Raw genomic sequence first — 12,586 nt, 5'->3', positions numbered from 1 at the left:
TTCCCATTATGTCAGAGCCCGGAGGATACGCCGGTCATGTGTAATCAGTCTTCCTGATCCTCCCCGCCCCGCAGGGTGCGCACCTGGTGGTCAAGGTCGCGCAACACCTTGCGCAGCTTGCGATCGGAGACCCGGCGCAGCTCCAGATCCTCGAGATCCTCCAGGTCCTCCATGTCGCGCTTCTGACCGGAGCCGCTGCTCGTGGCAGGCCTCCGTCCCTGATCCACGTCGGTCAGGTAGTCCTTGGTGGCACGGATATGTTTGCGCAGAGCCTCCTGGCCGGGGGCCATGACCCTGCTGGTCAAAAGGAAGCCGGTATGCCCGATCATCTCATGCTCAGGGCGTACCGCCAGGCCGTCGGCCTTCCAGGAGCGTTCCAGGCTCTCCATGATCTCAGGCTCGGTCCATCGGCCATCGGCGCGCAGGGCCTCGGCCAGTCGGCTGAGCTGGGTGGTGGTGGTCACGTAGGCGGTCAGCACGCCGCCGGGGGCCATGACCCGATAGGCCTGCCCCAGACGGTTCCAGGGGTCAAGCATGTCCAGAACAATACGGTCGAATCCGTCCTCGGGCAGGTCGGCCGCAACGGTGTCAAAGTCGCCGGTACGCAGGTCCCACTGGGCAGGGCGCTGCCCAAAGAAGACCGTCGCGTTGCCCATGGCCACCCGGGCGAACTCCTCCCGCCGTTCGATACTGGTCAGCTTCCCCTCCGTGCCAACGGCATCCAGGATGCCCAGACTCATGGCCCCTGATCCGGCTCCCGACTCCAGGACCCTCATGCCAGGACGGATGTCTCCCAGGAGGATGACCCTGGCCACATCCTTGGGGTACATGATCTGGGCGCCGCGAGGCATGGAGAGAATGTAGTCCTCCAGCCTTGGGCGCATGACCGTGAAGGCCCATCCTCCGATGCTTCGCGAGGACTTCCAGGGCTTGGCCCTGTCAGATGCCTGTGTGTCTGTGCCGGCATCCTGCTTGTGACGCATCCGGCGCCACTTGTCTGCCGAGATGGTCACCACTACGGATCCCTCGGGCAGGCCGATCATGGCCTCGTGCGGCAAGAGGCCATGATCCGTTTGGGTCAGGCCGCCTGGTTCCAGCATGACCGTCAGCTTGCGGCCACGCCGGTCGGTCAGCTGGACCCGCTCCCCTACGCTCAGCGGACCGCGTCTAAGGCTCATGCCTCCTCAGCCCTCCTCGCCCTTGATGAACTGGGAGTCGTAGAGGGAGGCATAAGCGCCGCCGCGCTCCAGCAGCTGGTCGTGGGTGCCCTGCTCGACCACCGAGCCGTGGTTGACCACCAGAATCAGGTCGGCGTCGCGGATGGTGGACAGCCGGTGCGCTATGACGAAGGAGGTCCTGCCCTTGCGCAGGGTGTTCATGGCCTGCTGGACCAGCAGCTCGGTCCTGGTATCCACCGAGGATGTGGCCTCGTCCAGGATCAGAATGTCGGGGTCGGACAGGAAGGCCCGGCAGATGGTCATCAACTGGCGTTCGCCCTGGCTGAGCTCGCTGCTGTCCTCGTTGAGAACGGTGTCGTAGCCCTGGGGCAGCTTGCGGATGAACTCGTCCACATGCGTTGCCTTGGCACCATCGATCATGGTCTGCTCTGGGATGGTCTGCCCCTCGTCCAGCCCGTAGAGCAGGTTGTCGCGGACGGTCCCGTCAAAGAGCCAGGTGTCCTGCAGGACCATACCGAAGTGGCTGCGCAGGTCGTGACGGGTCACCCTGGAGGTGTCCACGCCGTCGATGGTGATGCGCCCTCCCTGGATCTCGTAGAAGCGCATGAGCAGGTTGACCAGGGTCGTCTTGCCCGCCCCGGTGGGTCCGACAATGGCGATGGTCTGCCCGGGCTTGGCCTCGATGGACAGATCCTTGATCAACGGCTCGGCCGGATCGTAGGAGAAGCGGACATGGTCAAAGCGGACGTGCCCCTCGACCTTGCCTCCGGTCTCCTGGCCCAGATGGTCTGGATGCTCGATGTCCGGCACCTCCTCGGCCTCGTCCAGAAAGTCGAAGACCCTGCGGCAGGAGGCCAGGGAGGACTGGAGCATGGTGCCCATGGAGGCCAGCTGGCCGATGGGCTGCGAGGCCTGACGGGTGTACTGGGTGAAGGCCTGCAGACCACCCAGGCTCATGCTGCCGTTGAGCACATGCACGCCGCCGATGATGACCACGATCACGAAGCTCAGGTTGCCGAAGAAGGTTGACATGGGCGTGACCAGGGCGGAGAAGAATGAGGCCTTGAAGCTGGCCTGGTAGAGCTCCTGGTTGCGCTCCTCGAACTCCTCCTCGGCCTTGCGCTGGTGGCCGAAGGCCCGGACCACCATGTGGCCGGAGAACATCTCCTCCACGTGGCTGTTGACCTGTCCGGTGCGGATCCACTGCCGGGTGAACTGGGGCTGGGTCTTCTTGAGGATGAAGCCCGCGCACAGGGCCATGACCGGGATGATGATGAAGGCGATCAGGGTCAGCAGGGGCGAGATGGTCAGCATCATGATGAAGGCCCCGATGATGGAGAAGACAGAGAAGAGCAGCTCACCCAGAATCTGTTGCAGGGTGCCCGAGATGTTGTCGATGTCGTTGGTGGTCCGGCTCATGACCTCGCCGCGCGGGGTCCGGTCGAAGTACTGCAGGGGCAGCCGGTCCAGCTTGTCCTCGATCTGCCTGCGCATGGTGTAGACCGCGTCGGAGACCAGCCGGGTCATCAGGAAGTTCTGCACCAGCCTGACCAGGATGGAGACCAGGTAGATGCCGATGACGAACATGAGGATGGTGCCGAAGCGCCCCCAGTCGATGCCCACGCCCACCTGGACGTTCATGGACTCGATCATCCGGGCGAACTTGTCCTGCCCTCGGGACTGCAGGTAGGTGACCACAGCCTGCTTGGGAGTGCCGGGCTTGGCGCCCATCTTGACCAGCATGGACCCCAACAGTCCCTCGAAGAGGACGTTGGTGGCCTCGCCCATGACCTTGGGGCCGATGACGATCATGGCAACGGCGGTCATGCCGGCGAGAACCATGACGATGACCCTCCAGGGGCTGGCCAGCAGATAGTGGACCAGCCGGCCCACGGTGTGACGGCGGCCACCCACGGCCTGCGAGCCTGTATTCGTGCTCAAGTCCTTGGCCATCTACTCGGCCCTCCCCTCGTCAATGCTGAGCTCTTCCACGTCGGGACCCCGCCCGCCCTGGGATTGGACGATCTCCTGGTAGGTGGGGCAGTCCTCCATGAGCTGATCGTGGGTGCCACGACCGACGATGCGGCCCCGGTCCAGGACCAGAATCTGGTCGGCCTGGCGGATGGATGCCGCCCTCTGGGCCACCACGATCTGGGTGGCCTGGCGGGTGACCGGCACCAGGGCCTCATGCAGGGCCCGGTCGGTGGTCATGTCCAGCGCGGAGAAGGAGTCATCGAAGGTGTAGATGCGGGGGTTGCGCAAGATCGCCCTGGCCATGCAGAGCCGTTGCTTCTGCCCACCTGAGAAGTTGGTGCCGCCTTCGGCCACGCGAGCGTCCAGACCCTCGGGAATCTCTCGGACGAAATCCTCGGCCTGGGCGATGCGCAAGGCTTCCCAGATGCGGTCGTCGTCGGCGTCGGGGTCCCCATAGTGCATGTTGTCGCGAATGGTGCCTGTGAAGAGGGTAGCCTTCTGCGGGACCGGCCCGAAGATCAGGGCCAGCTGGTCCGGGTCGTACTCGCGCACGTCGTGTCCATCCACCAGGACCTGGCCGTCGGTGACGTCGAACATGCGGTTGGCCAGCCGGATGATGGTGGACTTGCCGGACCCCGTGGCCCCGATGATGGCCGTGGTGGTTCCCGGCCGGGCGGTGAAGGAGATGTCGGAAAGGACCGGGTCCTGGGCGCCCGGGTAGCTGAAGTCCACGTGCTTGAACTCCAGCAGCCCCTGGGGGTGCTCGTTGCGGTAGGGGTGCTCAGGAGCGGTGATCTCGCTGGTGGCTTCCAGGACCTCGTTGATCCTTCGGGCGGCCACAGCGGCCCTGGGCAGCATGACCGACATCATGGCGGCCATCATCAGGCCTGACAGGATGATCATCAAGTACTGAATGAAGGCCTGCAGGGCGCCGATCTGCATGGCGCCGGAGTCGATGCGGCGGCCGCCGAACCACATGATGGCCACATTGGACATGTTCAGCAGGAACCACATGAGCGGCACCATCATGCTCATCAACCTACCGGTGGAGATCAGGACGCCGTAGACGTCGCGGTTGGCCTTGTCGAAGCGTGCTGCCTCGGTTTTCTCACGGACGAAGGCTCGGATGACCCTCACCCCGGAGATCTGCTCGCGGACCAGGCGGTTGACGGAGTCCAGCATGTTCTGCAGGCGTGTGAACAGGGGTCCCATCCTGCCCATGAGCACCAGGGCCACCACCAGGATCAGGGGGACGATGACCGCCAGTGACCAGGTCAGGGGCCCGTCCTGGCGCAGGGCCAGAACCAGCCCGCCGATCAGCATGACCGGGGCCTGCAGGATGATCATCAGGGTCTGCATGGTGGTCATCTGCATCTGCTGGACGTCGTTGGTGGTGCGTGTGATCAGGGAACCTGCCGAGAAGCGCTCGATCTCGTTGAGGCTGAAGCCCTCCACCGAGGCGAACAGGTCCCTGCGCAGCTCATAGCCCATCCTCATGGCCAGCCGGGTGGCGCAGTAGACGGCGACCACGTTGGCCACGATCTGAATGGCGGTGATGCCCATCATCTCCCAGCCGATCCTGTAGATGGCATCCTGGTCGCCTACGGCCACGCCCTTGTCGATGATGTCCGCCTGCAGGTTGGGCAGATAGAGGTTCAAGGCCGTCTGCGCCACCTGAAAAAGCACCAGAACGGCCACCTGGAGCCAGTAAGGCCGCAGGTAGCGGGTCCATATCTTGATCACGTCAACATCCTTCACGCATACAGGTCTGCCGCGGTCCCCGGGCAGACAAACCACAACAGTCTATACCCGCGCCTTGGTGAACAAATTTCCTATTCCTTGAGCTGATACGGGCGTGTCAGAACGTCGGCGGCCAGTGCCCTTCAGACGGCGAAGGCACCCCAACGTCCGTCGCGGTGGACCACGGTCAGGTCCAGACCGAAGAGCTCGCTCAGACGCGGACCTGTCAGCCCATCCTCCAGGGGCCCCTGGTAGACGATGGTGCCGGGATCCGGATCGCCCGTGTCTGCAGTGTCCACAGGACGTCGTCCCATCATGGCTATCCGATCGAAGCCCAGAGGGATCTCCTCAAGGCGGTGGGTGACCAGGATGACCGTGCGGTCCCTGTCCTCCCGGCCGATGTCGCTCAAGGCCCTGAGCACCAGCTCGCGTCCGCCCAGATCCAGACCGGTGGTCGGCTCGTCCAGGATGAGCAGGTCGGGATTGGCCATCAGCGCCCGGCAAATCAACACCCGGCCGCGCTCCCCCTCTGAGAGCCGGTACATGCGTTTGCCCTTGAGGTAGGCGATGCCGAACCGGTCCATCAGTGCAAGGGTGGCCTCCTCCTGCTCGGCCGTGAAGGTCTCCCTCCAGCGGCCGGTGGTATCGCTGAATGCGGTCAGCACCACGTCGTAGGGATCCTCCTGGGGGCTGATGGTCTTGGCCAGGCCAGCAGAGGCCAGACCAATCCGATGACGGTAGGAGAAGACGTTTACCTTGCCCAGCCGGTTGCCCAGGATCTCTACACTGCCGGTGCTGGGGAAGCCTCGTGTGCTCATCATGGCCACCAGGGTGGATTTGCCCACGCCGTTGGGCCCGAAGAGCACCCACTTCTGCCCGCGGCCCACCTCAAGATTGACATCGTCGAGGATGACCCGGCCCTGACGGCGGAATCCCACATGCTGCATGAGCACAGCCCGCTTTTCTGCCACGCTTTCGGTCATGGTCACAGGGCCGTTCCGTAGGAGTCCAGACGGGGATTGTCCCGGTTGCCGCCGACCAGGAAGAGCCCCAGTACGCCCAGGCAGAAGACCGCCGCGATGGCGATGGTGGCCCAGATGGGAACGTGGGGCAGCCACATGCAGACCAGGAAGGCCAGGCCGGAGCAGATGATCAGCGCCCAGACCAGGATTCGCAACCATTGACGCACGCCGCTGGGAGCCCTCAGCAGACGGGGGTTGCGGTCGTTGGGGTCCACGGAGTCCTTCTGCACCAGGTCATCGGTGTGCCCGGTGGGCTTCCACTCGGCGCTCTGGCCAGCCTCCAGCCGGCGGGAGCGCTCCTGCAAGGCCCGCTCGTCCATCACACCGGCCCTGCCCTTGGCCGTCATCCTCCGGTCGTCGCTGCCGCCACGGCGGCTCCGCTTGGCCTGCGCCCTACGTTCAGCGCGGTTGGTCATATCCCACTGCCTCCATCCCTTCGATCGGCACCATTCTTTTTCATATTAGCGTGGGCGCCGGTCGGCCGCGGGCAGGGTCATGGCGCGCTCATCGGCTCGGATGGGGGCGGGCAACTCGGTAGCGCCGGTCAGATACCGGTCCACGGCCGCCGCGCAGGAGCGACCCTCTGCCAGGGCCCAGACCACAAGGGACTGCCCACGTCCGGCATCGCCGCACACGAAGATTCCGTCGCGGTCGGTGGCGTAGTCGGCATTCCGGGCCACGTTGCCGCGCCCGTCCAGGCCCACGCCGGTCTGTCCTGTCAGGGTGGCCGTCTCCGGATGGGCGAATCCAATGCTGATCAGCACCAAATCGGCAGGCAGGACCCGCTCGGTGTCAGGATGCGGGATGATTCGGTCCTGATCGTCACGACTGACGTCCACCACGCGAACGCCGCGCACCTGCCCCTCAGAGTCACGGTCGAAACCGGTGGGGGCGCTGGTCTGATCCAGGTTGATCCGGTCATCGGAGCCGTCGCCCAGGTATTCCAGACTGTCCACCGCGTACTCGTAGTGGCCGCCCTCCTCCATGGAGGAGGTGGGATTGTAGAGCCGGGCGTAGGTCGGCCAGGGCCGGTTGTCGGGCCTGGAAGAGGGCTCCCTGGGTCGGATCTGCAGGACGGTGACCGACTTGGCGCCCTCTCGCAGGGCCGTGCCCAGGCAGTCCGAACCTGTGTCGCCACCGCCGATGATGATGACGTCCTTGCCGGCCGCATCGATCTTGTTGAGGGGCTCGCGGCCCATGAGTTTGCGGGTGGGGTCGGGCAGGAAGTCCATGGCGTAGTGGATGCCCTGCAAATCCCGTCCGGGCAGGTCCACCCGCCTAGGTTCGGTGGAGCCGATGGCCACCACCAAGGCGTCATAGCGGGCCCTCAGCTGGTCCCAGGTCAGGTCTCGGCCCACCTCGACCCCAGTGCGGAAGCGGGTCCCCTCGGCCTCCATCTGCTCCAGCCGACGGTCCAGCAGGGACTTCTCCAGCTTGAAGGCGGGAATGCCGTAGCGAAGGAGCCCGCCTATGGCATCGGCGCGTTCATAGACCACCACCGTGTGACCGGCACGGGTCAGCTGCTGGGCGCAGGCCAGCCCGGCGGGACCGGACCCGACCACGGCCACGGTCATGTCGGTCAGCCTCTGAGGCGGCCTGGGCTTGACCAGGCCCAGGGACCAGGCCTGGTCTATGATGGTCTGCTCGTCCAGCTTGATTGTGGTGGCCGGTTGGTGGATGGAGAGCACGCAGGAGGACTCGCAGGGAGCCGGACAGATCCGCCCGGTGAACTCCGGGAAGTTGTTGGTCAGGCTCAGCCGCTCGTAGGCCTCCTCCCAGCGGCCCCTGGACAGCAGGTCGTTGAACTCGGGGATCAGGTTGCCCAGGGGGCAGCCGGTCATGCAGAAGGGGGTGCCGCAGTCCATGCAGCGGGCGGCCTGCTCGGCGGTCCAGGGCCCGGGGCCGGTGGACTGGTGTACATCCCGCCAGTCCTTCAGACGTTCAGCGACCGGGCGCTCGGCCAGCTCGTGCCGGGTGCGTACCTTGAGGAATCCCTTGGGGTCGACCATATCAGTGCGCTCCTTCCATGACCTGGGCGTAGGTGGCGTCCCAGACACCGGGCGCGTTGAAGTCCACCTGCTCGCGTTCGGCCTCTTCCATGGCCTGCTTCATGGCCAGATAACGACGGGGTACCAGATGGGTGAACCGGGCCAGCGCGCTTGGCCAGTCTTCCAGCAGGGCGGCCGCAGCCTTTGATCCTGTCAGCCGGACATGCTCAGCGATCAGTTCCTTGAGCATGGCCGCCTGGTTCTGGTCGGGCTCCAGGGCCAGCAGGGAGCCGTCATTCCAGGCTTCAGGATTGAGCCGGGAGGTATCCATGTCCAGCAGGTAGACATCCCCTCCCGAGAAACCGGCGCCGAAATTGCGGCCAGTGGACCCCAGAACGACCACCAGGCCGCCGGTCATGTACTCACAGCCGTGCTCGCCCAGGCCCTCGACCACGAAGCGTCCGCCGCCGTTGCGTACGGCAAAGCGCTCCCCGGCCCGTCCAGCCACGAACATGTCGCCCGAGGTGGCACCGAATCCAGCCACGTTGCCGCAGATGACGGTCTGGTGCGGATCGAAGCGGACGCCCTGGGAAGCGTGGAGGATCAGACGACCGCCGGACAGACCCTTGCCTGCATAGTCGTTGGCTTCGCCAATCACCCGGATGGTCTCGCCCCTGGGAATGAAGGCGCCCAGGGATTGACCGGCCGAGCCTGTCAGCGTGATGTCCACGGTGTTCTGCGGCAGGCCGGCTGCGCCGTATTTGCGGGTGATCCTGTAGCCCAACATGGTGCCCACACTCCGGTTGACGTTGCGCACGGTTCCCTGGATGGCCACCGGCCGTCCCTCGTCCAGGGCATCGACGGCCTGGTTGATCAGGTCCACATCCAGGGACTTGTCCAGCTCATGGTCTTGGGCCTGGGTGTGGTGCAGCACAGTGCCAGGGGTGGGACCGGGCTTGCGCAGGATGGCATCCAGGTCGATGCCCTGGCTCTTCCAGGTCTGCACAGAGGGGTCCCGGCGCAGGCACTCCACGTGGCCGACCGCCTCCTCCAGGCTGGCGAATCCCAGGGAGGCCAGGATCTCCCGCACCTGGCGGGCCATGAACATGAAGAAGTTGATCAGATCCTCGGGCCGTCCGGTGAAGCGCGAGCGCAGTTCCGGATCCTGGGTGGCTATGCCCTGGGGACACGTGTTCTTGTGACAGGCCCGCATCATGACGCAGCCTTCCACCTGGAGTGCCGTGGTGGCGAAGCCGAACTCCTCGGCCCCCAAAAGGGCGGCTATGACAACATCGCGGCCGGTCTTGAGCTCTCCGTCGCACTGGACCACAATCCGCGAGCGCAGGTCGTTCATGACCAGGGTCTGCTGGGTCTCGGCCAGGCCCAGTTCCCAGGGAGTCCCCGCGTGCTTGATGGCGTTGAGTGGGGCCGCTCCTGTGCCGCCGTCCTGGCCGGAGATGAGGACCACGTCGGCATGGCACTTGGCTACCCCTGCGGCCACGGTTCCCACCCCGTGTTCGGAGACCAGCTTGACGTGGATACGGGCTCTTGGGTTGGCCATTTTCAGGTCGTGGATGAGCTGCTTGAGGTCCTCGATGGAGTAGATGTCGTGGTGGGGCGGAGGCGAGATGAGCTCGACCCCAGGGGTGGAACGCCTGACCTGGGCGATCCAGGGCGGGACCTTGGCGCCGGGAAGGTGGCCGCCCTCCCCCGGCTTGGCTCCCTGGGCCAGCTTGATCTGCAGGTCGGTGGCCGAAACCAGGTAGTCGCTGGTCACCCCGAACCGGGCCGAGGCCACCTGCTTGATCCGGCTGGTCCTGGCAGGGTCTGCGATCCGGTCCGGGGACTCGCCGCCTTCGCCCGAGTTGGACCGGGCTCCCAGGCGATTCATGGCCAAGGCCATGGTCTCATGGGCCTCCTGGGAGATGGACCCGTAGCTCATGGCGCCTGTGGAGAAGCGGGTGACGATGGACTCGGCAGCCTCCACTTGGTCAAGCGGAATGGGCGCCCTGTCGGAGTGCAACTCCATGAGTCCACGAAGGGTCATGCCCTGCTTTGCGGCCGCATTCACATGGTCCGTGTAGGCCCTGAACAGTCCGTAGTCCCCTCGCTTGGTGGACTGCTGGAGCAGGAAGATGGACTCTGGGTCGTTCAGGTGATCCTCGCCGGTGCGCCGCCAGTGGTAGTTGCCGCCTGTCTCGAGGTCATGCCCGGATCCGGCGGTCCACTCAATGGGGTAGGCCACCCGATGGCGCTGGGCAACCTCGGCGGCGATCTCATCCAGTCCTATGCCGCCCACCAGGGAGGTGGTGCCGGTGAACCAGCGGTCGATGACCTCCTGGCTGAGCCCGACGGCCTCGAAGAGCTGGGAGCCCCGGTAGGACATGATGGTGCTCACGCCCATCTTGCTCATGATTTTGAGGACACCGGTGCTCAGCGCCCGGACCAGGTTGTCGGAGGCCTTTTCGGCATCCACATGCAGGTCCCCGCTGTTGGCCAGGTTCTCGACAGACTCCAGAGCCAGGTAGGGGTTGACGCAGGCGGCACCGTAGGCGATCAGCAGGGCCACATGGTGGACCTCGCGCACGTCGCCGGCCTCCACTGCCAGGGAGACCTGGGTGCGGGTGTGCCGACGGAGCAGGTGGTGCTGGACGGCCCCGGTCAGCAGCAGGGAGGGTATGGGCCCCCAGATGTGGTTGGAGTCCCGGTCGGACAGGACAAGCACATTGCAGCCCTCCTCGATGGCCCGATCCACCTCCCCTTCGATGGCCTCCAGACGCTCCTCAAGGCCCTTGCCGCCTCCGGCAACCTGGTAGAGGCCGCGGATAAGACGGGGGCGGAAGCGGCCTTCCAGGACCGGCGCTCGGTCCAGACGCTTGATCTGCGCCATCTGGACGGAGTCCACCACAGGAAGATCGATGTGGATCTTCCAGGCGTGCTCGGGGGTGTCCTCCAAAAGATCGGGCTCGGGCCCGATGGCCGAGGCGATGCTGGTCACCAGCTCTTCGCGCTCCCAGTCCAGGGGCGGATTGGTGACCTGGGCGAACTTCTGGGTGAAATAGTCGAAGAGCATACGGGACCGGCGTGAGAGCACGGCGATGGGCGCGTCATTGCCCATGGAGCCGATGGGCTCACGGCCGGTTTCGCCCATGGGCCCCAACAGCATGGTCAGGTCCTCCCGGGTGTAGCCGAAGGCCTGCTGCCGGCGGTGGACCGAGATGCGCGAGTAATTGACATGCTCGCGCTCAGGCAGATCGTCCAGGCGGACGGTACGCTCGGAAACCCATTTTCTGTAGGGGTGCAGACCGGCCAGCCGGCGCTTGATCTCGCTGTCAGGCACTATCCGGCCCTCTTTGGTGTCGGCCAGGAACATGCGCCCCGGCTCCAGCCTGCCCTTGGCGACGATGGACTCCTGGGGCGTGTCCTCCAGGACACCGGCCTCCGAGGCCAGGACCAGGTGGCCGTCATCAGTCAGCTGCCAGCGGCCTGGACGCAGGCCATTGCGGTCCAGTTGGGCGCCCACCAAGGTTCCGTCGGTGAAGACGATGGCCGCCGGGCCGTCCCAGGGCTCGATCAGGGCGTCGTTGTACTCGTAGAAGGCCTTCAGGTCCGAGTCCATGTTCGGGTCCTGCTGCCAGGCCGGGGGCATCATCATGGAAACGGCGTGGGGCAGGGACCGACCCGCCAGGTGGAGCAGCTCCAGGGTCTCGTCGAAGGTGCCAGAATCTGAGGCTCCAGGGGTGTTGACCGGCAGGAGCGGGGCCATGTCACCCAGCAGCTCCGAGCTCAGCATCCCCTCCCTTGCTGACATCCAGTTGCGGTTGCCCTGGATGGTGTTGATCTCCCCGTTGTGGGCGATCATCCGGAAGGGCTGGGCCAGGGGCCAGGAGGGGAAGGTGTTTGTGGAGAAGCGGGAGTGGACGATGGCCAGGCGGGCCTTCATGGCCGGATCGCTCAGGTCGGGGAAGAAGCCCTGCAGCTGCTTGGTGGTCAGCATGCCCTTGTAGGTGATGGTCCGGCAGGACAGGGAGGCGAAGTAGACGCCCAACTCGTGCTCGGCCCGCTTGCGGACCCGGTAGCCCAGCCGCTCCAGGTCCAGTCCTCCTCGGCCTTGAGGACCGGCATCACACATGATGGGCATGAGGAAGCGGGGCATGGAGGCCAGAGCCTGCAGACCCAGCCCGTTCGGGTCGGTGGGCACTGCCCGCCAGGCCAGGACACGCAGCCCCTCCTGGCCGGCAATGGAGGCTATGGCCTCCTCCTGGCTTGCAGCCTGCGCCGGATCCCTGTCCAGGAAGGCCATACCCGCCAGATAATGGCCGGCTTCAGGCAGATTCCGGTAGACCCGGGTGCGCATGAACTCGTCGGGCATGGAGAGCATGATGCCGGCCCCATCGCCGGTGTTGGGCTCGGCTCCCACGGCCCCTCGGTGGTCCAGGTTGACCAGGACGCGGATGCCCTGCTCGACGATCAGCCTTTCGTCCCGTCGGTTGAGGGTGGCCACCATGCCGAAACCGCAGGCATCGTGTTCCGTATCAGGGTCATAGAGCCCCTGGGGGCCGTGGACATGCAGATCGAGAGGGGCCGTGAATGACACCGCAATCACCTCATTCGTGGACGGGGGCGGGGCCGGCATGCTCCACCCTTGAGGAGCCTTGTCAATGGTGAATCAACAGAATAATGC

At 65.3% G+C, this 12,586-nt stretch carries 7 protein-coding genes; all 7 read right to left on the bottom strand.

The features are described 5' to 3' along the window. Positions 1-44: 44 nt before the first annotated feature. Positions 45-1,178 carry a tRNA (adenine-N1)-methyltransferase gene (locus H3T88_RS06125; RefSeq protein WP_198203955.1) on the bottom strand — a complete coding sequence of 378 codons (1,134 nt, stop codon included), beginning with the start codon at positions 1,176-1,178 and terminating at the stop codon, positions 45-47. Positions 1,179-1,184: 6 nt separating this feature from the next. Further along, on the bottom strand, positions 1,185-3,119 hold the full coding sequence (locus H3T88_RS06120) for an ABC transporter ATP-binding protein (RefSeq protein WP_232347215.1): 1,935 nt from the start codon (positions 3,117-3,119) through the stop codon (positions 1,185-1,187). A gap of 12 nt (positions 3,120-3,131) precedes the next feature. Then, on the bottom strand, positions 3,132-4,895 hold the full coding sequence (locus H3T88_RS06115; RefSeq protein ID WP_198203953.1) for an ABC transporter ATP-binding protein: 1,764 nt from the start codon (positions 4,893-4,895) through the stop codon (positions 3,132-3,134). Between the two features lie 140 nt (positions 4,896-5,035). After that, positions 5,036-5,875, bottom strand: coding sequence for an ABC transporter ATP-binding protein (locus H3T88_RS06110; RefSeq protein ID WP_198204057.1), 840 nt, complete (start codon positions 5,873-5,875; stop codon positions 5,036-5,038). Between the two features lie 2 nt (positions 5,876-5,877). Beyond that, positions 5,878-6,330: a tripartite tricarboxylate transporter TctB family protein gene (locus tag H3T88_RS06105; RefSeq protein WP_198203952.1), complete on the bottom strand. Its 453-nt coding sequence runs from the start codon at positions 6,328-6,330 to the stop codon at positions 5,878-5,880. 45 nt (positions 6,331-6,375) lie between these two features. Further along, positions 6,376-7,923, bottom strand: coding sequence for a glutamate synthase subunit beta (locus H3T88_RS06100; protein WP_110417238.1), 1,548 nt, complete (start codon positions 7,921-7,923; stop codon positions 6,376-6,378). Position 7,924: 1 nt separating this feature from the next. Then, the gene (gene gltB, locus H3T88_RS06095; protein ID WP_198203951.1) at positions 7,925-12,499 is read right to left on the bottom strand and encodes a glutamate synthase large subunit; all 4,575 of its coding nucleotides are present in this window, start codon (positions 12,497-12,499) and stop codon (positions 7,925-7,927) included. Between the last annotated feature and the right edge of the window lie 87 nt (positions 12,500-12,586).

It is taken from the genome of Bifidobacterium sp. W8110 (assembly GCF_016101375.1).
Lineage (GTDB): Bacteria > Actinomycetota > Actinomycetes > Actinomycetales > Bifidobacteriaceae > Bombiscardovia > Bombiscardovia asteroides.
Note: the sequence above shows the minus strand (reverse complement) of the source record. Positions and strands in the feature narration are given on the sequence as shown.

Bases quoted from the DNA above. Each gene is read 5' to 3' on its own strand.
- H3T88_RS06125 (WP_198203955.1), bottom strand. From the start codon at position 1,178: ATGAGCCTTAGACGCGGTCCGCTGAGCGTAGGGGAGCGGGTCCAGCTG.
- H3T88_RS06110 (WP_198204057.1), bottom strand. From the start codon at position 5,875: ATGACCGAAAGCGTGGCAGAAAAGCGGGCTGTGCTCATGCAGCATGTG.
- H3T88_RS06105 (WP_198203952.1), bottom strand. From the start codon at position 6,330: ATGACCAACCGCGCTGAACGTAGGGCGCAGGCCAAGCGGAGCCGCCGT.
- H3T88_RS06100 (WP_110417238.1), bottom strand. From the start codon at position 7,923: ATGGTCGACCCCAAGGGATTCCTCAAGGTACGCACCCGGCACGAGCTG.